This is a genomic window from Bacillus cereus group sp. BfR-BA-01380, from assembly GCF_022663535.1.
GTDB classification, from domain to species: domain Bacteria; phylum Bacillota; class Bacilli; order Bacillales; family Bacillaceae_G; genus Bacillus_A; species Bacillus_A cereus_BB.
In genome coordinates, this window is sequence record NZ_JAKUFS010000014.1 from 65,303 (window position 1) to 88,913 (window position 23,611).

The window sequence follows — 23,611 nt, forward strand, 5'->3', positions numbered from 1 at the left end:
ATAGCATTGCTATCTTAAGGTTTTTTTCATAAATACTTGTCCTGTTTGATACAATAATAAGGAGTGAAATAAATATGTTAACGTTTGAAAAAGTAACAGACGAAACAAAAGTAGTAGTAGAAGAAATGTTTTCTTCTCATGATCTACCAGTTCAAGATGTAGCGTATTGTATGAAAGCAGATGATACATATATAGGTATTGTTGACTACACTGTGAAACAAGAGAAAGCGATATTAGCGTATCTTCTTATTCATCACGATTATGAGGGATACGGATATGGAACAAATGCTTATTATACGTTTGAGGAGATAGTAAAAAAAGAGCATGTGAAAGAGATTCAAATTACATTTATAAATAAAAATGAAAGAATAGAATCATTTTTTGAACAACTTGGTTTTCAAAAAAGTAATCATGTTTACATAAAGAAAGTGTAATGGGGGAGACGGAGAAATGGAAATTCGCAGCGCATATAAAGAAGACGTAAAATCTATTTTACATATATATAATGATGCAATTATCCATACAACCGCTACATTTGATTTACAAGAGAAGACATTAGTAGAAATGAATATGTGGTTTGATGCGCATAATGAAATGTATCCCGTCATCGTTGCTGAAGACGATGGTACTGTACTTGGGTATTGCTCTTTATCACCATTTCGCGAAAAAGAGGCATATAAGCAAACAGTAGAAATTTCAGTTTATGTGGAAAAACAAGCGCGCGGGAAAGGTGCAGCGAAGAAATTGATAGGACGCATACTTCAATTGGCAGAAGAGGCAGCACATCATACTATTATTGCCGGGATTACGAAGGGAAACGATATAAGTGTGAAGCTACATGAACAGATGGGATTTACATATGTAGGATGTTTTCAAGAAGTAGGTTATAAGTTTGATGAGTGGCAAGATGTGTTGTTTTATCAGTACATTATAAAGTAAGGTGGGAAGTGTATGGGGATGACACTAGCACTTATTGTAATTCTTGGCTGCTTTTTATTTGCAGAGCTCTTTCAATTCTTTATAAGAAATATATTAAGTAAGAGACGTACACCATATGAACTGCAGTATTTCCCTTTATTTTTAATGTTATTTTTTATGCTATATATTTTGCAAAAAATCACTCTTTTTCCACCAACGATTGCAATTTTCTTGAAATTAGGTTTGCTCTATAGCTACATCGGAATGGGAATCCTATGTTGTTTATTTTGTTTGAGATATGTCCACTATCAAACTTATATTTTGCTTTTAAATTGGTTGAAGCGAGATGATGGAAACCGTCTTTCATAAAGTAGGACGAGTACAATAATATGTACTTTAGAATGAAGGGCAAAGAAAGAGGTTGAGTGATGAAACTCGTTATTGATGCAGGAGATGGTGGACATATAGTTAGATTAGTCCTACATGAAGGCATTGAAAAAAGTGATTACTTTGAAAAAATAACGGCATTTTATCAGTATGTAGAAAATGGAAAGGAGTTCATCGTCTGTATATAGTAGGTGGTGAACTCCTTTTTCTTATTCAGTGGATTTTTCCTATATGGATTCTTTTTTCACCTTAATTTTGCCAAATAACGCGAAACGTTAAAATACCTAGGTTCTTTTGTATTCTACAAGGAATGCTAGGTGTTTTTCTTGAGATTTTCCATCACGGCAATTGCTTGAGAGAATAACGTCTTCTTGTATTCGTTCGTAGTATGTGGCGTTGTTTTCTGTGAAATTTTTGTTTCCATCTTTGGCTGTAAGAGTGAATTGAACGTACAATTAGAGGAGAAAATGCTCCGCTGAAATTATTATATCCTTCCAAAAATCCCAAGTTATTTCCCCCTTTTTGCGGAAGATAAAAAATGAGAATAAGCAGTTTACGTCTAATATTTTATGTTTTTATATACAATATGAGCAAGTCCTTTTGGAAAATCTAGTTTCTTTCGGCATGGCTTCAAATGGGGATGATTTATATATCGCGTTTCCAAGAACAATAAATAGAGAGAATATTTTGTTGTGTAAAAAGATTGAAAATTTCTTCTTTTAAGATAATTTGAGTTGTACAATAGAAGTATCTTTATCAAGAGGAGGGGAAATGGTATGAAAAGTAATCATAAAGATTGGATTTTATTTAATGGAAGCATTGTGAATACGAAAGATAAAGAACCAATGATTTCATTAGAAGAGCGAGGATTACAGTTTGGAGATGGAGTATATGAAGTATTTCGTTTATATGATGGGAAACCTCATTTATTGGATCTCCATTTAGATCGTTTTTTCCAATCTATGAATACAATTGAATTAGACCCACCCTTTACAAAAGAAGAACTTATGTATCAATTGCAGCAATTGGTTGAGAAAAATCAATTTCAAGAGGATGGAAATGTATATATCCAAATTTCAAGAGGTGTACAGCCTAGAAACCACTTGTTCGAGTCCAATCTACAGCCTACATATTATGCAAATATCGTACCATTTCCAAGGCCAAATACTTTGATGGAAAACGGAATTACAGCAACAGTTGCTGAGGATATACGTTGGCATTATTGTCATATAAAATCGCTTAATTTACTTCCTAATATTATGATTAAAAATAAAATTGCTAAAGAAGGTTACTACGAAGCGATTTTAGTTCGTAATGGCATTGTAACAGAAGGGTGTCATTCTAATTTCTTTATTGTTAAAAACGGAACTCTGATTACACACCCTGCAAACCAATATATTTTGTATGGAATTACACGTCATCATGTCATTTCCTTAGCAAAGAAGTTAAACATTCCTGTTGAAGAACGACAATTTTCTCTTCAAGAAGTATATGGTGCGGATGAGTGTTTCTTTACAGCTACACCTATTGAAATTGTACCAGTGAAGCAAATTGGAGAAGAGTGGTATCAAACGGGAGACCAACCAATTATAAGAAAGTTGCAGGCGGCGTATAAAGAAAGTATTTATATTATGAATACAAAGTAAAACTATGCTTTATTCAGCGTTAGAAGTGAAGAAATACATGAAAAGCTGGAACGTGTCCAGCTTTTTTTGTTATATGATATAATCAGACTGGTAGAGATTTTGAAAATGTTATAAAAGGGGATTTTAAATTATATGGATTATCAAGCATTTAAAGATATTATTCATGGACGCCGCAGCGTTCGTAAATTTACAGAGCAAGATGTTTCTGTGGAAGATATTGAAGAAATTATCGATTGTGCGAGATATGCACCGAGTGATACAAATTCGCAAACGTGGGAATTTGTCGTTATTATGAATCGTGACAAAATTAAAGACATAGAAGAAATGACATGGAATGCACTACATAAGCGAGCAGAAGAAGCAGCACAAAAAGGAGAGGAAAAAGCGGGGAAATTATTGACTCGCTCTTTTGGAACATATGCAACAGCATTTTCGGATGCACCGGTTTTAATCATTTGTTTAGCAACCCCATATCAGTCTAAGTTTCGGGAAAAGATTTTTGATCCGATTGAGTTTGTTCCAGAGTCTGTTTGGGAAGAAGAAGGCATCAAAAGTAGTTGCTTAGCCTCGCAAAACTTAATGCTTGCGGCTCATGCCAGGGGCCTCGGTACATGCCCGATGACGGGACCAGTGTTATTAGCACAGAACGAGCTAAGAGATTATTTAGAAATTGGATCTGATAAACAAATCAATATGGTGATTGCATTAGGACATCCGAAAGAACAACCGAAAAAACTAGCTCGAAAAGAAGTTGCGGAAATTACGAAGTTTATCCGATAAGGTGAAACTTTTATTGATAAGAAGAAGCGTTGAAATAATCTTAGCTGGAAGAGCTAAGATTATTTTTGTGTAGAAATGAAAGAAATACAAGAGTTGAGAAGAATGCTAAAAAGGATTTACTAAAAATTTCTTGATGAAATAATGATGAAAATAGGGGGATAAGTGTGGTACAGTTAGATGTGTAAGTAAGATGCTTTGTTTACGAAAGTACTCTAAATAGATGTATATATTAAAAAAATATTTTTATATAATAAATTAGACATTAAGATACAGGGGGAATGGATTTTGAAAAAATTCATAATCACTGGATTATCTGTTATGTTGTTAGTGGGCTGCGGAGTAACAAAAGAAAAGAATGTGAAGAAAGAAACGCAACAAGAACAAACAGTTAATGCGCAGCAAGAAAGCAAGTACTCATTTCCTGAAGGAGTAACTTCAGTTGGTGAAGGAAAAGTGAAAGTTATTACACCTGATGGTACATCAGAAAATGGGAATGTACCTGTCGTATTTATTAAAAAAGATACGATTATTCAACAAGTAGAAATCGAACTTGCAAATTTCCAGGGGGATAAACAAACATTTGTATACGTTGATAAACGATTTGAAGAAACGCATCAAGCAAATGAACTAACCCAAACGACAATCGCATTAAAAAAAGAAACACTACAACCAGGTATTCATACCGTAACAGTAATCCAGTATGAAAATAATGATTCAAATGGAAAAGTAATTAACTTTGCCGAGGCGAAGTTTGAAAATAAACCAGCACTGTAAGAAGAAATCTGCTTTATAAGCAGGTTTCTTTTGTTTTTATAGGGATTTTCACTATACATGTCGAATTTATCATAACGTGTCAAAATAACGCGTTTTCTATTGTTTACTATGAAACGAAAGGAATGGAAAAGATGAAACGAGCACTTATTAACATTGATTATACATATGATTTCGTAGCGGAAGCTGGAGCTTTAACATGCGGAAGACCAGGACAAGTAATAGAAAATGTTGGAGAGGCGATCCAGGATTTTGGAGTTGAACTCGTTGGAAGTTATATTGATTTGGGGAGTCTGTAAAAACAGTTAGTAAATGTGGCTGAATGTATAAAAAGTATTGAAAGAATATATTTAAAATCTATTCGATAATGGGAGATGAACAAATATGGGAAAAGAAGCTTTATTAATTGTAGATATGAGTAATGATTTTGTGGCGGATAATGGTACTTTGACTGCTGGTAAACCAGCACAGGAAATTGTACCGTATATTAAAGAATTAGCAACTCGATTTTTAGAGGAGGGAAATATTGTTGTAGTTACAATGGATGCACACCAAGCTGATGATCCGCACTTTAAGTTATGGACACCACATAATATTGTGAATACAGAAGGACAACAATTATACGGCGAATTATACGAATGGCATCAAGAAAATAGTAGAAATCAAAATTTAATTTATGTCCCAAAAACAAATTATAATGCTTTCTTTCAAACAGATTTGGCTACCACTTTAAAAAAATTAGGAGTTGAAAAAGTTCATACTGTCGGAGTTTGTACGGATATTTGTGATTTTTTGACAATAGCTGGAGCAGATGCAGAAGGCTTCAAAACGGCAATACACAAACGAGGCGTAGCAACATTTACTGATCTTGGAGAAATAATGATTAATCATATGCAGCTTTGTTTTCATACTGAAATCATTGAATAAAAATTGCATATCAGTTATATGCCAGTTTCAGGACGTGAGAAGTCTTGGGAATCTGAAAATGCAAAGGAACTCGTTTGGAAAAATATCATGTCATTGTGTAATGATTTTTTAGACGCTGAGTATGACGTTATAATTGATTGGGTCGCATTTTGGGATGATGTTATGAGTACACGACACATTGGATTAAACAAGGGATAGTAGTGTGTTATGTCATTTTGTGGGCAGACCAGAAAATTCATTTGAAACGTGATCTTCAAAGACCAACTGATGCACAAATGAGGGAAAGAGTCATAATTCTTCGGAACGAGTTTCTGCAGTCTGATACTCTTTCTTATTTTTTTATTGATAATACATCAGTTAATCTAGAAAAAATAATCTAGCATATTCAAGAGAAGGGTCAGTTTTTACTAGTTTAATATTGGTAAAGCGGGAGGAGAATAATGAGAATTGCTACTTTTAATATTTGGAATAATCAAACTTTGTGGGGTGAACGGCTAGCGGCAATCTGTGAAGTAATCAAAAATGTTAATCCTGAGGTTCTTGCTATTCAGGAAGTCAGGAGCACTATTGATGGTGAAAAAGGGATAAATGTTGCACAACACATTGCGAATCAAACAGGTTATCCATTTTGTATTTTCAAAGAATATCCAGATTCTCCAGATGAAGGACTTGCATTTTTAAGTAAAATCCCAATTTGTACTGAAGATGTTATTTGGAACAAAAATACTAAAGAATCAAATTACTGTGCCATTAGAATCACTTTCAAATATGGAAATTATGAATTTGGCATAACAAATGTTCATTTGAATTGGAAATCCACTTTCATAAGAAATGAACAAATTAGAGCAGTACATGATTGGATTTTTACAGAAAATAAGGCTAGAACATGCGAAATTCTTTGTGGGGATTTTAATGACGACCCTTATTCGAGTATTCACCAATACCTAACTGATAATTACTGGATAGATGTAGCGCAGTTTAAAGAAGAACACAATGATATTAAACCTCAACCAACTCTAGACTTTATAAATAATTTAAACATAAAAAATGAATCAAGTTTAAAATTACAAGCTCGATATGATTGGATTTTAATTAACAAAAATAATAAATTGAATATTTCATCCATAGACAACGTGGAAGTCTTTGGGGATTATCCAGTTACTAAAGAAGCGATATTACCGAGTGATCATTATGGGGTGCTGATGGATATCACATAGATGTATGTTTAATATAAATAACTAAAGAAGAAAACTAAAAGCATATTTTCTCCTTAAATTGGAGAAAATGATATTTTATAAATATCTTAAAATAGATTTTTATATTAAAACGCTGGTAGTATTTCAAAACTTCTTAACGTTTATTAGCAATACATTAAAACTTATTAATTATGTACTATTGTGATTATGCACATGGTAAATTCAAAGATAATGTACAGACATTTGTGTGTTACATACAGCAATTGATGCCTATAATAAAGGATTCCGCATTGTCGTGTATGAAAAAGCAGTTGCATCATTAAATGAACAAGGGCATCAGTTTGCCCTGCAGCATGTAAAATCTTGTTTACAAGCCGAAGTGAAGTAGGAAGAAAAGACCGCCAGAAAAATAGGGATTCTGGCGGTTTCGTTATTTTCTTGCAATTATACAAATTGACCCTCTATACTCATGAAATACTACGTTGCTAAATCCAGTTTCTCTTAGTAAATTTTCTATATCCTCTTTTGTTTTGAATTCTTTCATATGATAATTTATTTTATATAGCTCAGCTGTGATAATAAAATAGCCATTTGATTTGAGGACTCGAAATACTTCTTTTACATCATTCTCTAAATTTGGCCAAAAATAATGTGTTTGAAAAGCAGTAATAATATCAAAAAAGTCATTTAAAAAAGGTATAGCCGATACGCTTGCTTGTTTTATAAGCACTTTTCCTGAATCCACATCTTTTTTATTCGTTTTGATAGAGTTTTCTACGGCTTGTTTGGAATAATCTATACCATATATTTTTCCATCCGGATTCATTTTAGAGAGGGTATGTATTGTTTTTCCACCGCCGCACCCTATATCAAGCATGATTGCACGCTCACTAATTTTCACCTTACTTAAAGCCCATTTTGTCATACTAGTATGGGCGACATTCATGATGCATAACATAGATGAGCCGACAAAACCTTGTGGATTTTTAGCTTGTTTAATTAATTTATTCAAAACACTCAATTTTTTATCACCTTTCTTTTTTATTTTAATGTAAAAAATTGTTTCTTTTAGAACTTCTTTCTGTATATTTTTCTTTATCCTCTTTTCGAATTCCTTTCTTATGGAAGAGGGAGATAGAAAATAGTAAAGTCGACTTTGAAAAGGATATGTTAACAATTTAAGCGACGCAAAATGATGAAATAGAAGAAAAAAATGAAAGTGGCACATATATTCGAAAAGATACAGGATCGGTTATTCGCTGGCAATAAGATTCCTAGAAAAAGAGAGATGCAGACATTCGAACAATTATATATGTCCATTTTAATTTTTCGACATCTTTGTCTAGCTCTGCCTCCTAGGCCCTCATGTCTAAGGTTCTTCCACACAAGAAGGTAAAAAACACCTTCTGTGTGAAAGAACCTTAGCCAACGAGCCTAAACAGTCGGCTCCGCTTTTCTTTATAAGTCGTTGCTATGCAGAATACAATATGATCAGTACTCGCTTGCTCCTTTTGTTTTAAACCTTGCATGTGGCAGAAAAAGGCCCTGACCGCTTCTATGCATGGCCAGATGCTCTCGCTTGCCTAAAAAGAAAGAGGGTTTTTATGTCGATTTTTTCATTTGTATGTATATAGTGATATAAGTTTTGTTTCATTTGTAGTATTTAGAAATTTCTTAATGTTATAATAGGAAATGGTGATGAACATGAGTGAAAATGAAAAACAAATGCATCGATTGCAAGCGTTAAAAGAAATTGCGGAGTTATTAAATGAAGCGACTGATTTGCAGCAAATGTTAGAGAAAGTCCTGCATACGCTCTTGCAAGTCATGAATTTACAAACAGGATGGATTTTTTTTATTGATGAAAAAGGAACGCATCAAATGCTCGTTGATACAAATTTACCACCAGCACTTACATGGGAAGAAAAGAAACCAATGTGCGAAGGTGATTGTTGGTGTATTGATCGATTTGTTGCGGGGCGTTTGCAAAAAGCAACAAATATTATTGAATGTAAGCGTATAGAAGATGCGATTGAATATGAATGGGGAGAAACAGAGAGTATTACGCATCATGCGACGATTCCACTTCAGGCAGGAGGGGAGAGGTTTGGATTATTAAATGTTGCTTCTCCTCATAAAACGCACTTTGCAGAAGAAGAATTAGCTTTATTAGAAGCGATTGCTTTTCAAATTGGGACAACGATTCAACGGATTAGGCTAGTTGAGAAGGAACGGAAATATGTAGTCGTTGCAGAAAGAAATCGCCTAGCACGTGATTTACATGATTCTGTTAAACAGCTTCTTTTTTCAATTATGTTAACAGCTAGAGGAACAATGGATATGACGAAGAATACAGAGTTAAAGGAGATGTTAACGTATATAGGAGAGTTATCACAAGAGGCACTGCAAGAGATGACATTATTAATTTGGCAGTTACGGCCTGAGGGCTTAGAAAAAGGTCTTGCTGAAGCAATTCGAAATTATGGAAAGCTCCTTGGTATTCATGTAATTATGCGAATTGATGGAGTTATTTCGATAGACGATGAAATAGAAGAAATGTTATGGCGTGTTAGTCAAGAAGCACTTCATAATTGTAAAAAACATGCTTCTTGCGAAAACGTATTTGTACATTTAAAAATAGAAAATAATATATTGAAGTTCCAAATTGAGGATAACGGAATAGGGTTTATGAAAGAAAAAGTAAGAGATTCTGCGCTTGGTTTAAAAAGTATGAAGGAACGCATTGAGTTGTTGAAAGGAAAGTTTCATATTCAAACGAAACTAGGTGAAGGAACGAAGATTGAGATTCAGTTACCAGTATAAAGGGGAGACATGTATTGAAAATTAAATTACTGCTTGTAGAAGATCATCATATTGTCCGAAGGGGACTTGTTTTCTTTTTAAAGACAAAAGAAGAATTTGACATTATTGGTGAAGTGGGAGATGGAGAAGAGGCATTACAATTTATTCAAACAGAACGACCTGATGTTATATTAATGGATGTGTCGATGCCGAAAATGGACGGAATTGAAGCAACGAAGCGTATAAAACAATATGACTCATCTATTAAAATACTAATGTTAAGCAGTTTTTCAGAACAAGATTATGTTCTTCCAGCAATAGAAGCAGGTGCAGATGGATATCAATTAAAAGAAGTACAGCCGGATCAACTTGTAGCTTCTATTATTGCGGTTTATCAAGGAAATGCGAATTTTCATCCAAAAGTAACGCCTACTTTATTAGGGCGCCCTGCGGCAATGGAGATCAAGCAAGATCATTTATCTATGTTAACGAAGCGAGAAAAAGAAGTGCTGCGAGAAATCGCCAAAGGAAGAAGTAATAAAGAAATTGCAGTAGAGCTACATATTACAGAACAAACTGTGAAAACACACGTTTCAAATGTCTTAGCTAAATTACATGTAGATGATCGAACGCAAGCGGCTTTGTATGCGGTGAAGCATGGTGTTGTATAGGAAGAGTAATGACAGAAACTCATACGAAAGTATGAGTTTCTGTTTTGTTTTTTCATACTATTTTCTCAAGCGGCTTCCGTCTTTCTTACGGTTTATAAGAGGGAATTTTCTGATAAGATAAATATAGAAATTCAAACAAGGGAGAGAAATAATCATGAAACTAGTTGTTATTAACGGTACACCACGTAAATTTGGTAAAACTCGCGTCATTGCACAGCATATTGCACAAACTTATAACGGAGAATTATATGATTTAGCTGTTGAAGCGCTTCCATTATATAACGGAGAAAATTCTCAATATGAATTACAAGCAGTAGCAAAATTAAAGAAACTTGTAAAAGAAGCAGATGGTGTTGTACTATGCACACCGGAATATCATAATGCGATGAGCGGTGCATTAAAAAATGCATTTGATTTTCTTGGAAGCAGCGAGTTCATGCATAAGCCAGTTAGCCTTCTTGCAGTTGCAGGCGGTGGTAAGGGTGGTATAAATGCTTTAAATAGTATGCGTCTCGTGGCAAGAGGAGTATATGCGAATGTGATTCCGAAACAAGTTGTTATTGATAGTCTTCATGTACAAAACGGAGAATTAGGGGAAGATGCGAAACCGCTAATTGCGGATTTGTTAAGAGAATTGAGAGGATACATGAGCATTTTTCCAGAACTGAAAAAACAGTTAGGAGCTGATTAATATGTCATCTCTTTACCGTGATTCGCGGTTGTACTTTATTCTTGGAGCCAATAGCTTATCGGCAATTGGCTCTGGGATTACGATGATTACGATTTCGTGGCTGCTTGTAACGGCGCCAGGCGGCAATACAATGTTCGGATATATTTCGATTATGTCTACACTTGTTATGTTTTTGTGTACACCGTTTATCGGACATTGTATTGATCGTTTTTCTCGTAAAACGTTACTTTTAGTGAATGAAGCTATTGGAGCAATCGCTGCTTTAGCTATGGTATGTTGGGGATTTACAGGTCACTCCTATGAAACAATCCATTACATTGTGCTGTATATAACAGGTTCATTTTATTATTTAGTGTTTTATCCGAACATTTTCGCATTTAACCAAGAAGTGTTTGCACCGGAGCATTATAAATCATTAAGTGGAACGATGGAAATACAGGGACAATTAACACAAGTCATCGCAGGTGCTGTTGCAAGTCTTATGATTGCAATTGTCGATGTGAAATGGATTTTATTGATCAATATGATATCTTATGTAGGAGCATTTATTTTATTATCGTTTATTCCGTATACAAAACAGAGAACAAAAGTGGGAAAACAGCCATTCGTAAAACAAATTTTTGAAGGTGTTCATTTTATGAAGCAAAGAAAGCGATTATTTTGGTTTTTATTTGCGACATATATGCCGTTTATCGGTGTGATGATGACAAATTATTTAATGCCTGTATATATTTCAGACGTACTAAAGGCAAATGGATCGGTATATGGTACAGAAGGAATGATGTACGGTATTGGTGCGATGCTTGCGGGAATTGGCATTCCAATTCTTATGAAATATGTAAAAACAGAAGTGTCTATTGTATTCACGATGCTCATATATACAATTTCAATTACCGTAATGATCATACAACCATCCGTTTACTTATTATACGGCCTTGCTATTTTTAAGGCGATGGGAAATGCAGGAACACGTGTTGCGCGAAGTGTGCTTATGATGGAAGAGGTTCCAAATGAAATAATTGGGCGTGTTGATAGTCTATTTCGATTTGTTGGTACAGGTGTACGAGTTATTCTTCTTATTGCCTTTACAACGTTTGTGTCTCAAATCGGTGTCATGGTGCCGTTTTATGCACTGAGCCTATTATTAATTAGCGCAACATGTATTGCGTTTTTATATGTGAAAATGCAGCGGCAAGAACGAATTCATATTACCAATAAAACGGTTGTATAGCAGCAAATCTAATACGCATCCTATAGATATAACATTTTAAAAAAGGTGTGAAATGATATGGGAAAAACAAAAGCACTAGGTTCAGCGAAGCATAAAGGCAATCAAACGCAAGATCATACTTCTTCAAAGAAAGCACGCAATGCTCAAAATGCAGGACAACGTCAAGGATAGGGAAAATAGCGAGGGTTGTCTCCTCGCTATTTTTTGAAATGAAATAAGTGTAGGGAAAACACTTCTGCATAATTCCTTTTTTTCATATAATGAAAAGAAAGGGAGAGAACTGCGATGAAGAAATGGTTTTTATTATTACTGATGTTACTGCCGCCATTGTATATTGTGTATATAACATACCGCATGAAAAAAATTGCCAATGAGAAAGTAAGTCATACAGCACCTTATGTTTTAGTTTTAGGGGCAAAATTATTTGGAGATAAACCCTCCTTGTCACTACAAAATCGATTAGATGTAGCACTAAGTTATTTACGCTCACATCCAGAGGCAAAAGTAGTTGTATCTGGTGGACAAGGAGACGATGAGGATATTTCAGAGGCACTTAGTATGGGCCGTTATTTAATAAGAAACGGTATTGGAAAAGAAAGAATTTTACTTGAAGATCGTTCTACAAGTACATATGAAAATATAAAGTTTTCTATGGATTTATATCATATAAAGCATGCGGTTGTAGTAAGTAACACCTATCATTTATACCGAACAAAAATTATTGCAGATCGCTTAGGGATAAAGATGGAAGCACTTGCTGCACCGACACCAAAGCGTTCGAGAAAAAAGGCATATATACGTGAGTATGCAGCGATTATAAAGACGGTTTTCATGGATTATTAGAGCTCAAAATAGAGCTCTTTTTCATTTTGAAAAGACAAATCATTTGAAAATAGCTCGGATTTCCGTGAGAATAGAGGAAAGAATGAAAAAGGAGTTGTATTTGTGATTCGATTTGAACACGTTTCAAAAACGTTTGATGATAAAACGAAGGCTGTAAATTCCTTGCAGCTAGAGATTCGTAAAGGAGAATTTTTTGTTTTGATTGGCCCGAGTGGATGTGGAAAAACAACGACAATGAAAATGATCAATAGATTGATTGAAACAACAGAAGGTTCAATTTTTATTGATGGGAAAAACATTCGGGATTATAACATTCATGAATTACGATGGGATATTGGATATGTATTGCAACAAATTGCACTATTTCCACATATGACAATTGCAGAAAACATTGCGGTTGTACCAGAAATGCGAAAATGGAGTAAAGAGAAAATTCAAAAGCGTGTGGATGAATTATTAGAAATGGTTGGTTTAGATCCTGATATATACAGGGGACGTATGCCAGACGAATTATCTGGTGGTCAAAAGCAACGCGTTGGTGTTGTACGGGCACTTGCTGCCAATCCGAAAATTGTTTTAATGGATGAACCGTTTAGTGCGCTTGACCCTTTAAGCCGTGAGCAGCTGCAGCGTGATTTAGTGGATTTGCAAAAAAAGATTCAAAAAACAATTGTTTTCGTAACTCATGATATGCAAGAAGCGTTAGCGCTTGGTGATCGTATTTGTATAATGAAAGATGGAAAAGTTGTCCAACTTGATACACCAGAAGTAATTATACAAAATCCCGCAAATAAATTTGTAGAAGAATTTATTGGGAGACCACGATTATCCTGGTATGATCATAGAAAAGTAGAAGATATAGTATCGATATTAGCACAAGAAGGAAAACAAGGTGATGGTTATCCACTTTCGACTAAAGTTTCCCTACATGATGCTTTACTTCGTTTAGAACAAGAAAAAGAAATACCGATCGAAGAAAACGGTATATATATCGGTACATTAACAAGTCAACATATCGTTCAATACATAGTAGAGCAAATGAAAGTGAGGGCATAGAAAGTGACAACCTTTTTACAAACAATGCAAGAGCGTAAACAAGAACTGTTAAGTGCCCTTTTAGAACATTTGCAAATTTCGTTGATTGCCTTATTTTTTGCAATTCTTATCGCAGTTCCGCTTGGGATTTTGTTAACAAGAAAAGAGCGTATTGCTGAATGGGTAATTGGTACTTCTGCTGTGATGCAAACGATTCCTTCTTTGGCACTTCTTGGGTTACTAATTCCGTTAGTTGGTATCGGAAAGGTTCCAGCTATAATTGCCCTTGTGATTTATGCTCTGCTTCCTATTTTAAGAAATACATATACGGGGATTCGTGAATTAGATCCATCGCTTATTGAGGCAGCAAAAGCGATGGGGATGAACAATTGGAGACGATTATGGAAGGTAGAAATCCCACTTGCTTGGCCTATTATTATGGCAGGAATTCGGACGGCAATGGTATTAATTGTTGGTACAGCGACATTAGCTGCTTTAATTGGAGCAGGGGGCTTAGGAAAGCTTATTCTGCTTGGAATTGATCGGAATGACCATGCCCTTATTTTGTTAGGTGCTATTCCAGCTGCATTATTAGCATTATTTTTTGATGGTGTGCTACGCATGACCTTGCATGTAAGACGTTCACCAAGGCGAACGATTGTTGCAATTGCCGTTGTAGTTGGAATCATCATCGCACCATTTCTTTGGAGTACACAAAAGAAAGATATTATAATTGCTGGTAAGCTTGGTTCAGAACCGGAAATTTTAATTCAGATGTATAAACAATTAATCGAACAGGATACCGATTTAAAAGTAGAGGTAAAACCAGGATTCGGAAAAACATCTTTTGTATTTGAAGCGTTAAAATCTAAAGAAATCGATATTTATCCTGAATTTTCAGGAACGGCTTTATCGACTTTCGTAAAGGAAGCACCAAAAAGTACAGATCGTCAAGAAGTATATGAGCAGGCACGAAATGGGATGGAGCAGAAATTTAATATGAAGCTGTTAAAGCCAATGAAGTATAACAACACGTACGCATTAGCAGTGCCAGAACAAATAGCGAAGCAGTATAACGTCAAGACAATTTCTGATTTGAAAAATGTTTCTTCTGAAATGAAAGCTGGGTTTACGCTTGAATTTGCAGATCGAGAAGATGGATATAAAGGAATACAAACATTATATAATATACAATTTCCTCATTTAAAAACAATGGAACCGAAGCTACGGTATAGTGCGATTCAATCTGGTGATGTGAATGTCATTGATGCTTATTCAACAGACAGTGAATTACAGCAATACGGCTTGCAAGTGCTAGAAGATGATAAAGGACTCTTCCCACCATATCAAGGAGCACCATTAGTACGAGAAGAAACGTTAAAGAAACATCCAGAAATTGAAAAATCATTAAATAAACTTGCGGGGAAAATTACGGACGAAGAAATGCGTAACATGAATTATGAAGTGAATGTAGAAGGCAAAGCAGCAGAGAATGTAGCAAAAGAATTTTTACAAAAAGAAGGACTATTAAAATAGATGAAGTGAAACTTCCATCAGAGGGGGCCTCATCACTCTCTGATGGGAAACCTGTCCAATCGGGCTCCACACAATCTTAAGGTCGGGGTTTTACTGCCTACAAATAGCAGGATAAAATTTACAAATGTAATATAAAAAAGTCGTTTATGTAAAAATAAACGACTTTTTTTATGCATACTTATACTTTTTTTCGAAAAAGTATTCCATTTTTGCTCGTTTTCTTTTAGAATAAGTAATGTTTTTGTGAAAGAATATAAAGTGATACAGTTCGTCATTTTCAGGGTACGTATTTTTTATATAAATAACTCATAATATGAATGCCTGGTAGAACGGAATGAACACATCAAGAAATTGCAGATGGGGTGATACCAATAGAAAAGAAATTAGGATTTTTTCCATTAATCGCACTTGTAGTAGGAACAATGGTTGGAGGCGGTGTATTTAGTTTACCGCACGATTTAGCAGCAGGAGCAAACAGCGGTGCTACCTTAATTGGTTGGTGTATTACAGGACTAGGAATGATTCCGCTTACTCTCGTATATCAATCGTTGGCATATCGAAAGCCTGAACTCGAGGGTGGTATTTATAGCTACGCACGCGCTGGATTTGGGGAATATATTGGATTTAACAGTGCATGGGGATATTGGATTGCTGGAATATTAGGCAATGTTGCAACAATTATGATGCTATTTAACTCATTAGCATATTTTTTCCCGATTTTTAAAGGTGGTAATAATGTTGCATCTATTGTCGGTGCATCACTTTTATTGTGGACACTTCATTTTGTTATATTAGTTGGAATTCGTGAAGCTTCGATTATGAATTTTATTGCGACAATTGGTAAGCTTGTCCCAATTGTATTATTTATTGTGATTATGGTTATTGCATTTCGCTGGGATACATTTACGCATGATTTTTGGGGGAAAGGTACGGTCTCATTATCTTCTGTATTTGGACAAGTGAAGAACACGATGCTCGTTACGCTTTGGGTATTTATTGGGGTAGAAGGAGCCGTCGTTTTATCAGGGCGAGCAAAACATAGCCGTGATGTCGGAAAAGCAACTGTATTTGGTTTACTACTAGTAATGAGCATTTATATTCTTATTTCTGTTTTATCACTAGGGGTAATGTCACGAGAGGAATTAGCGGCACTTGAAACACCGTCAATGGGACATGTATTAGAACATGTCGTCGGTTCATGGGGAGCGTATGTAATTAACTTAGGATTAATTGCTTCGCTTATTGGTACATTAATTGGTTGGTTTTTACTTGTTTCGGAAATTTCTCACGTTGCTGGAAAAGACGGCGTATTTCCGAAGGTATTTACGAAAACAAACAAAAACGATACACCGCATATGGCATTATGGATTTCAAATTGTGTTGCTCAAACATTATTTATTATTGTGTTATTTTCAGCATCCACATATCAGATCATGTATTTTATTGCATCAACATCAATCTTACTCCCATATGTATTTTCAGCACTATATCAGTTGAAATTAGTGATTACAAAAGCATATGAAGGAAACAGATGGAAAGATGGGATACTTGCTTCTATGGCATCTGTATATGGGATTTGGCTTGTATATGCAGCTGGATTGAAAAATTTATTACTTGTTTCTTTAGTTTATGGCATCGGACTTATTGTGTATGTCGCTGCAAGAAAAGAACAAGGAAATCGCTGTTTTACTCGCGCTGAACAATATGTAATGATTATCATTTTACTTGCAGCAGTTGCTTCTATTTATATGCTGGCTACTGGAAAGATTGGAATGTAAAGATATCAATATACAAAAAAGGATTTATGTTACAGTGTGGGCATAGATCCTTTTTTTTGTGGGGAAACAAGGTTTCTTGCATGTTAATTTTTAAAAGTTAGCAGGAATTTTTAGAGATTAACAGAATATATAGTTATAGAAATGTGTAGGAGGGGATTGGTATGGAAGAAAAGGAACAATTGATGCGGATTGTAGAGTTAGCAAAAGATGTTCGGAAATTATTAGTGCAAGAAGCGTTCTTTAATCAACATCCCGAACTGCGCGGAGCGGTAGAAAATTTAGCTTGTTCTGTAGAAGTTTTAGCCAATATGCATGTACACGAAGATAAGAATGCAGAAGATACATTACGTTATGTATTAGCGAAAATGAAGATTGTTCACAATGCAATTTCTCAAGAAATAGGAAACTTTCATTAACCTGACAATAAGTGTCAGGTTTTTTGTTTCTAGTTTGCTTTTATTGTTCATACAATGATAAAAGCATTGAAAAAAGAAGGTGAGCGAGATGAAACTTGAGAAAGCTCTTCACCCAAGCTTTGTAAAGAGATTACAGCATATGCGTTTTATTGGGAAATTTGTAGAAGAGAAAAAGAAGAAGAAAGGGTCATTTTTTATTGTTTGTCTTTCGCCAATCCCAAACATAATTGAAGCGGCTTTTGGAGGAGATTCACATATATTTGAGGGTTTATATAAAAATAAACAAAATGAAAAGTTCTTTGCAAGTATAAAAGAAGGAAGACGAGAAAAACAATTGTTGCTATTCCAACTTTCTTATATGGAGAACACTTTATATGCAGAATTAATAGCTGCTGAAGAACGAGAAATTGCAAGCTCCTATAAAATGATTCCTTCTCCTAAACTATCAGTCCCAAAAGCGAGAGAAGTATTTGAAAGAAAACTTGGGAAAGGATATGTTTCATTTCTAGTGCCCAAATTTCCGCATGATTTTGGTACGCCAGGGTTGTTATGGCATGAAGGGCGGATATATGGAAATGTATTTTTAAAACCTTCTATTAGTACCATTACATATCGAGAACTGAGGCGTGATGTTCGTTACCTCGATATGGATGATTGGATGCAGTATGTCGATATGAATGTAGAGAATAGTTTGTTTTTTGTTCGAGCAGAAGTATATGAACAATTAGAAAAACAAATAAAAGCGAATGGAAAACAAATTGAAATCAGCGATACACGTAAACAAGAAAAGGGAAATGAATGGAATGAACGTGAGTATTCTTTTATACAATACGTAAAGAAAATTATCACAGAAAAAGAATTATATATTGATGAAAGCGATATTTACAATTTTCATATTTGTGTAAAGACAAATTTATTAACAATAGTAGGTGGTATGCCTGGAATCGGAAAATCACAGTTTGTGCAAGCCTATGCAGAAGCGCTCGGATTAACGTTTGGGAAAGATTTCATTTGGATTCCTGTGTCACCATCGTATCAAGAACCTCATGACGTATTAGGTTATCTTCATTCAAATGGAACGTATATGGAAAGTGAAACTAAACTTGTTCGAACACTGTTAGATGCCGCTAAAAATCCAAATCAATTATATATGATTGTATTTGATGAAATGAACTTGTCATATATTGAACATTGGTTTACTCCTTTTCTATCACTATTGCAGCTAGATCGGAAAAATCGTATTTTAACTTTATATGCAGCTAGTAATGAAAAAGAACAGGATGTACCACCGCAAATAGAAATTGGTGATAATGTCATCTTTATTGGTACAGTTAATTTTGATGAAACAACAAAGGAGCTATCTGACCGTTTATTAGACCGTGTAAATGTCGTATTCCTTCAAAAAATCCCATTTTGTGAGATGAGTATGGTGGAGAGAAAGATGATGAATATTCCGTGTGCATTATCTGTTGCAGCATTAGAATTTCGAATGAATTGGGTTCACCACAAGGTAATGCTTGACGTGTTCACAGATGAAGAATTGGAGTTATTAGATAAAGTGCATCAACTGTTATTTCTTCACGATGCTTCAAAAGGAATTTCGTTTCGCGTTGCGTCGGCAATTGCATCTTATTTGCAAAATATCCCATATGATGAAGGGAGATCTTTGTTAATAAGTCGTGAAGAAGCGTTTGACTTACAAATAAAACAACGTATTTTAACGAAGTTACGTGGTACAGAAGCGACAATGGGGGCGTTGCTTCGTGAAGAGGGGAAAAAAGAGATGTCTCTTGTACAATTATTACAATCATCACTTGCAAATCGTGTATCAACTTTTGAACACTCACTGTTGTATATGAAACAAAAACAGCGAGAGTTGGAGCTATACGGATATGTTAAATGAAAGTACGTATGAAACAGAAATCATAGAGACAGGGGAAAGGCTTCCCTTTCTATTGAAAGTGATAGTAGGAGCAGAAGAGAAGGGGGAACATATTGTATTAAATAAACTTTGCGTTTCACCAGTTACGATTTCTTCATGTGTATACAAAGTACAAGAATTAAAACCGCTTCGGCTCCATATACAATCACAATATCCAATAAAGATTACGTTCATTTGGAATAAAGTATATGAAGGACAAAAGCACCATATGGAATGGAAATATGAACTGCATGAAAAACAGCGTACCGTTTTGTTGTATGAGCATGGAAAAACGGATTATATATATCCATGGCGCTGCGGTGTATATCACTTTGAAGTGCAGGTTGGAGAAGAGCTGTTTTACGGGGCGTTTCAAATCGTTCCGAAAAATTTTTTTGATGATCAACTAGAGTTAATTCAGCAATATGTAAAGTCTGTACTAGGTGGAATCATTTTAGATCGTGGATATTATAAAAAGACATTTGTTACGTTTGCAGATATTGAAGATTATTCATATATGCGTATGCTCCGTATGTTGCCGCAAAAAATGAAAAAAGTAAAGCAGCTATATTATGAAGTGCAGCAAAAGAAATTTTTTGAACAAGAATATATATGGGAAATAAAAGAGAGAAAACCCACAAGAAAGAGTACCATTATACATGAAAAAAAACCGTATGCAAAATGGTATAATCGCCGCTTTACAGAGCAAAAGCATTGTAAAGAAAATGGCTATGTAAAATATAAAACGAAGATGTTTTATAATAAGCTATTGGAAATTGGTTTATTTTTGCGCGAAACGATTCAGAAACTAGAGCGGGCACAGCAAACGCGAAGCGAAGAGAAAAAAGCAGTACATACCATTTTACAGACGATTGAGCGAAATGGCTCTGTGACTGAGCGTGACAAACAAAAATATGGAAACATTCATTTGCTAAAAGACACTGATTTGCGCAAAATGGCAATGAAAATTCAAGAATATAAAGTGCTATATACCATTTTGCAAAGTACACTTATGTATTTTTCACATCTTTTATACACACCATTTTGGAGAGGTGTTCAGGAAGAAGTTACGCTTACAACACATTCACTTCCTCCTGTGTATCACCAGTTATTACGTCAGCTTGAATTTTTACCGCAGCACAATGAATTAGAACCATCGTTTTTATTTGTTTATAAGCCGACATTTTTAATTTATGAGTACTATGCATATTTTACTGTTGTGGCAATTTTACAGGAGATTGGTTTTAATGATGATCCGTCAATTACAGAACAAATTCAATCGTATTTTTATTTAGACGGTTTACAAGATGGAACAACAATTGTGTTAGAAAAAGAAGAGTTGCAGCTGCATGTAGCATTCAATGATTTAATTGAAACACATCCGCTTATTGCGCTCAGTAAACAGAGTCATTTTTATAATGGAGAAGATACAAAAAAACCGGATATTCGTATTGATTGTTATAAGCGAGAGGAAGCTGCCTATGTATATCAATCATCTATTATTATTGAAGTGAAATATAGTCCGATGTATAACATTTTTCAGCCAGTTGGAAATACGAAAGCAACCGAGCAGATGTACAAATATTGGTCAATTAAATATGTAGAAGAGCAGAATGGAAAACGATTATTTCACCGCCGTGCAATTTATGAAGTTATATGTGTATATCCAGGTAGTAATATGCATGCAAAAAAAATTGAAGCAGGTTGTGGTGTATTTCTACAATTGTATCCGTATAAAACAAAAAGAGGCGAAGAGAGGTTAGCGGGGAAAAGAGAATTAGTGAATATGTTCCAGAAATGGTTGGCGGGGATAAGGAAATAATGTTTCACTTTATCCCCCTAGTGGTCAGTTTTGCTTTTGCATTTTGAGATGAGGAAGGCATCCTCAACATGCAACTTGTTTTTTATGAAATTTTTTTATAAATGTAAAAACAATACAGGAATCATTGTTTATATATGGAAACTATAAATGGAAATATAATTTTTCTTGCATAGCATGTTTCCTTTTTATATGATAGGTGATGAAAGCGCTAACAAAAGTAAAGGGTGATGAGAAAGGCGGGGGAGTATGTTCCAACGTGTTCAAACAAAGGAAGAACATTTTTGGTTCGAACAATTATGGGGAGATTTTTGTGAAGAACGAAACTTAATGTTTGTAGAACGAAATTTAACACCTTCAAGATTTTTATTGATAGAAGACAATCATTATATCGGAACTGTTGAATGTGTACATTATACAACACCTGAACAATCAAATTCCGAGTTTTTTTATCCGTTTTCTGAAAATGAATATATAAAAGGGTTAAAAAATGTGTATGAAATTGGAAAGTTAAGTATTGCAAAAACATCTCGCGGTCGTGGGCAATTTAAACAACTTGCGACGATTTTATTTATACATGCGTTAGAAGTAAAGGTGGAGTGGTATATTGCGGTTGTAACAAAGCGTATGTATATGTACTTACGTTCATTAGGGTTTCCAATTGATCCAATCGATGACGCATTGACTGTTAATGATGAACTGCAAGGTGTACCAGTTCGTATTCATGTTATGAAAGGATTGACGCATATGTATTCTTTGAAAGAATTTCGTGATGTGATTCAAGGAAATGCACATGCACAAGCATTGATTAAAGAAAACAGTAAAAACATTATGTTAACAAGGTAATTATTGTCACAAAATTGCATCATTCCATGTGATTATCATCACACCTTTCGATAGCAATTTGTATTACGCTTACACTATACAGATTGCTAGAGAGGGGATGGGAATGATGTTTTGTCATCAATGTGAACAAACGTCTACCGGAGGATGTAAAATTATCGGAGTTTGTGGAAAAGATGAAACCATTGCAAGTTTACAAGATATTATCGTCTTTGCTTTAAAAGGAATTGCTGCATATCGTACCCATGCAGCACAGCTCGGGTACACAGACCCATTTGTAGATGCAGTAACGCATGAAGCGTTATATATGACGTTAACAAATTCAAACTTTAATGAACAAGAACATTTAGATATGGCAATGAAAGTCGGGAAAGCCGCGATTCGCGTGATGGAATTACTTGATAAGGCACATACTGATCATTTTGGGGTACCAGAACCAGTACAAATTACACAAAATCGCGCTTACGGGAAAGCGATTGTTGTTACAGGACATAATTTGTTTGCACTAGAGGAGTTATTAAAGCAAACAGATGGAACAGGTATCAATATTTATACACATTCTGAAATGCTGCCAGCACATGGTTATCCGCAGTTGAAAAAATATGCGCATTTAAAGGGGAATATCGGAAAAGCTTGGTATGATCAGCGTCGTTTATTTGAAAAATTTTCAGGAGCTATATTAGCAACGACAAATTGTGTGATGCCAATTAAAGGAACATATGCAAATCGCTTCTTTTCCTATGATGTTACAGGATTAGAGGGAGTACGCAAAATTGAAAATAATGATTTTACATCGCTTATTGAAACGGCGTTGGAGCTTCCAGATGTACAAATGGAATCAGAAGAACAGTTAACAACGGGATTTCATCATGAAACCGTATTATCGCTTGCACCAGAAATTATTGATGCGGTGAAAGCTGGTAAAATTCAACGTTTCTTCGTCATTGCTGGTTGTGATGCACCTGGAAAAGGTGGGGAATATTATCGTGAATTAGCAACATCCTTACCACCAGAAACAGTTATTTTAACGACATCTTGCGGGAAATTTCGATTTAATGACGTAGATTATGGCGTTGTGCCAGGAACGAATATACCGCGTTATATTGATCTCGGACAATGTAATAATTCGATTTCAACAGTAAAAATTGCAGCCGCTTTAGCGGAAGCATTTCAATGTGAAGTGAATGAGCTACCAGTCAGCATTGTATTGTCTTGGTTTGAGCAAAAGGCTGTAGCCATTTTACTCGGATTATTTAGCCTTGGTATTCAAGATATTCGTATCGGTCCAAAAGCACCGGAGTTTATATCACCAGGTGTACTACAAGTGTTACAAGCCGCATTTCGTTTACAACTCATTACAACAGCAGAAGAAGATATGAAAGCGATGTTATCATAATGAA

At 34.9% G+C, this 23,611-nt stretch carries 23 protein-coding genes and 3 pseudogenes; 25 read left to right on the forward strand and 1 reads right to left on the reverse strand.

Annotated features, from left to right (window positions below):
* The first annotated feature begins 74 nt into the window (after nt 1-74).
* The 11 genes and pseudogenes from MR076_RS14410 to MR076_RS14460 all read left to right on the forward strand — a co-directional run.
* The gene (locus MR076_RS14410; RefSeq protein WP_242221671.1) at nt 75-434 is read left to right on the forward strand and encodes a GNAT family N-acetyltransferase; all 360 of its coding nucleotides are present in this window, start codon (nt 75-77) and stop codon (nt 432-434) included.
* A gap of 16 nt (nt 435-450) precedes the next feature.
* Entirely contained in the window at nt 451-939 is a 489-nt protein-coding gene (locus MR076_RS14415; protein ID WP_242221673.1) for a GNAT family N-acetyltransferase, read from the forward strand.
* Between the two features lie 12 nt (nt 940-951).
* Nucleotides 952-1,287, forward strand: coding sequence for a hypothetical protein (locus MR076_RS14420; protein ID WP_242221675.1), 336 nt, complete (start codon nt 952-954; stop codon nt 1,285-1,287).
* Nucleotides 1,288-1,346: 59 nt separating this feature from the next.
* Nucleotides 1,347-1,493, forward strand: a complete 147-nt coding sequence (locus tag MR076_RS14425; protein ID WP_242221677.1) for a hypothetical protein — start codon at nt 1,347-1,349, stop codon at nt 1,491-1,493.
* Between the two features lie 588 nt (nt 1,494-2,081).
* Complete coding sequence (dat, locus tag MR076_RS14430) at nt 2,082-2,951, forward strand: D-amino-acid transaminase (RefSeq protein WP_242221680.1); 870 nt, start codon at nt 2,082-2,084, stop codon at nt 2,949-2,951.
* Between the two features lie 132 nt (nt 2,952-3,083).
* Nucleotides 3,084-3,731, forward strand: coding sequence for a nitroreductase family protein (locus tag MR076_RS14435; protein ID WP_242221681.1), 648 nt, complete (start codon nt 3,084-3,086; stop codon nt 3,729-3,731).
* Between the two features lie 285 nt (nt 3,732-4,016).
* Nucleotides 4,017-4,505 (forward strand): hypothetical protein, encoded by a 489-nt coding sequence (locus MR076_RS14440; protein WP_242221682.1) that lies wholly within the window; start codon nt 4,017-4,019, stop codon nt 4,503-4,505.
* Nucleotides 4,506-4,636: 131 nt separating this feature from the next.
* Nucleotides 4,637-4,732: pseudogene (locus tag MR076_RS14445) on the forward strand (cysteine hydrolase family protein); the annotation flags it as partial.
* 154 nt (nt 4,733-4,886) lie between these two features.
* A complete protein-coding gene (locus MR076_RS14450) occupies nt 4,887-5,429 on the forward strand; it encodes a cysteine hydrolase family protein (protein WP_242221684.1) in 543 nt (180 codons plus the stop codon).
* Nucleotides 5,430-5,869: 440 nt separating this feature from the next.
* Complete coding sequence (locus tag MR076_RS14455; protein ID WP_242221686.1) at nt 5,870-6,646, forward strand: endonuclease/exonuclease/phosphatase family protein; 777 nt, start codon at nt 5,870-5,872, stop codon at nt 6,644-6,646.
* 211 nt (nt 6,647-6,857) lie between these two features.
* Nucleotides 6,858-7,013: pseudogene (locus MR076_RS14460) on the forward strand (isochorismatase family protein); the annotation flags it as partial.
* Nucleotides 7,014-7,055: 42 nt separating this feature from the next.
* On the opposite strand, the gene MR076_RS14465 reads toward MR076_RS14460, so the two are convergent.
* Nucleotides 7,056-7,646, reverse strand: coding sequence for a class I SAM-dependent methyltransferase (locus MR076_RS14465; RefSeq protein ID WP_242221688.1), 591 nt, complete (start codon nt 7,644-7,646; stop codon nt 7,056-7,058).
* 116 nt (nt 7,647-7,762) lie between these two features.
* On the opposite strand from MR076_RS14465, the pseudogene MR076_RS14470 reads away from it, so the two are divergent.
* The 14 genes and pseudogenes from MR076_RS14470 to hcp form a co-directional block, all read left to right on the forward strand.
* Nucleotides 7,763-7,885 (forward strand): annotated as a pseudogene (locus MR076_RS14470) (alpha-crystallin domain-containing protein); the annotation flags it as partial.
* Nucleotides 7,886-8,329: 444 nt separating this feature from the next.
* Nucleotides 8,330-9,448, forward strand: coding sequence for a GAF domain-containing sensor histidine kinase (locus MR076_RS14475; protein ID WP_277928477.1), 1,119 nt, complete (start codon nt 8,330-8,332; stop codon nt 9,446-9,448).
* Nucleotides 9,449-9,462: 14 nt separating this feature from the next.
* Nucleotides 9,463-10,098 (forward strand): response regulator, encoded by a 636-nt coding sequence (locus MR076_RS14480; RefSeq protein WP_242221691.1) that lies wholly within the window; start codon nt 9,463-9,465, stop codon nt 10,096-10,098.
* A 154-nt stretch (nt 10,099-10,252) separates the two neighbouring features.
* Nucleotides 10,253-10,789: an NADPH-dependent FMN reductase gene (locus MR076_RS14485; RefSeq protein ID WP_242221693.1), complete on the forward strand. Its 537-nt coding sequence runs from the start codon at nt 10,253-10,255 to the stop codon at nt 10,787-10,789.
* Between the two features lies 1 nt (nt 10,790).
* Nucleotides 10,791-12,020: an MFS transporter gene (locus MR076_RS14490; RefSeq protein WP_242221695.1), complete on the forward strand. Its 1,230-nt coding sequence runs from the start codon at nt 10,791-10,793 to the stop codon at nt 12,018-12,020.
* 285 nt (nt 12,021-12,305) lie between these two features.
* Entirely contained in the window at nt 12,306-12,863 is a 558-nt protein-coding gene (locus tag MR076_RS14495) for a YdcF family protein (protein WP_242221697.1), read from the forward strand.
* A gap of 102 nt (nt 12,864-12,965) precedes the next feature.
* Nucleotides 12,966-13,919, forward strand: a complete 954-nt coding sequence (locus tag MR076_RS14500; RefSeq protein WP_242221699.1) for an ABC transporter ATP-binding protein — start codon at nt 12,966-12,968, stop codon at nt 13,917-13,919.
* A gap of 3 nt (nt 13,920-13,922) precedes the next feature.
* Nucleotides 13,923-15,434, forward strand: a complete 1,512-nt coding sequence (locus MR076_RS14505) for an ABC transporter permease/substrate-binding protein (protein ID WP_242221701.1) — start codon at nt 13,923-13,925, stop codon at nt 15,432-15,434.
* 350 nt (nt 15,435-15,784) lie between these two features.
* Nucleotides 15,785-17,212 carry an arginine-ornithine antiporter gene (gene arcD, locus MR076_RS14510; RefSeq protein ID WP_242221808.1) on the forward strand — a complete coding sequence of 476 codons (1,428 nt, stop codon included), beginning with the start codon at nt 15,785-15,787 and terminating at the stop codon, nt 17,210-17,212.
* Nucleotides 17,213-17,373: 161 nt separating this feature from the next.
* Nucleotides 17,374-17,628: a LemA domain protein gene (locus tag MR076_RS14515; RefSeq protein ID WP_242221704.1), complete on the forward strand. Its 255-nt coding sequence runs from the start codon at nt 17,374-17,376 to the stop codon at nt 17,626-17,628.
* An 88-nt stretch (nt 17,629-17,716) separates the two neighbouring features.
* Nucleotides 17,717-19,531 carry a hypothetical protein gene (locus MR076_RS14520; RefSeq protein ID WP_242221705.1) on the forward strand — a complete coding sequence of 605 codons (1,815 nt, stop codon included), beginning with the start codon at nt 17,717-17,719 and terminating at the stop codon, nt 19,529-19,531.
* Nucleotides 19,521-21,371: a hypothetical protein gene (locus MR076_RS14525; protein ID WP_242221707.1), complete on the forward strand. Its 1,851-nt coding sequence runs from the start codon at nt 19,521-19,523 to the stop codon at nt 21,369-21,371. Before MR076_RS14520 ends, MR076_RS14525 begins: the two co-directional genes overlap by 11 nt.
* Before the next feature lie 246 nt (nt 21,372-21,617).
* Nucleotides 21,618-22,214 carry a hypothetical protein gene (locus tag MR076_RS14530; protein ID WP_242221709.1) on the forward strand — a complete coding sequence of 199 codons (597 nt, stop codon included), beginning with the start codon at nt 21,618-21,620 and terminating at the stop codon, nt 22,212-22,214.
* 106 nt (nt 22,215-22,320) lie between these two features.
* Entirely contained in the window at nt 22,321-23,607 is a 1,287-nt protein-coding gene (gene hcp, locus MR076_RS14535) for a hydroxylamine reductase (RefSeq protein ID WP_242221810.1), read from the forward strand.
* The last annotated feature ends 4 nt before the right edge of the window (nt 23,608-23,611 follow it).